The sequence below is a fragment of the Lelliottia sp. GFLA7 genome, from assembly GCF_056490165.1.
The window spans coordinates 1-433 of record NZ_JBWLAQ010000094.1; the positions used below are offsets into that span (position 1 = coordinate 1).

Genomic DNA, 433 nt, shown 5'->3' on the forward strand with positions numbered 1-433 from the left:
GCCCCCGGCTCCGCGCAGGAGGACTTCGCGACGCTCGACCTGCTCGACAAGCTGCTGCCGGAATACGAGAAGCTGTTCGCGCAGCTCGCCAAGGCCGGCGCGACGTGCGTGCAGCTCGACGAGCCGTGCTTCACCGAGGACCGTGCCCCCGAGGAACTCGCGGCACTCGGGCGTGCGTACCAGAAGCTCTCGCACGCCCCGCTGCGTCCGCGCAGTCTGGTGACCGGGCCGTACGGCCATCTCGGTGAGGCGCTGCCGATCCTCGCCGCGACGCCGGTCGAGGCGCTGGGCCTGGACCTGGTCAACGGCCGCATCACGGCCGAGGAACTCGCCAAGATCCCGGGCATCAGGCGCAAGCGGATCTACGCCGGCATCGTCGACGGCCGCAACGTGTGGCGGGTGGACCGGTTCAACACGCTCACCTACCTGAACC

The 433-nt window shown here is 70.2% G+C and carries 1 pseudogene; it reads left to right on the forward strand.

Annotated elements, in window-relative coordinates:
* Positions 1–433, forward strand: a pseudogene (locus tag AC07RN_RS21320) (hypothetical protein); the annotation flags it as partial.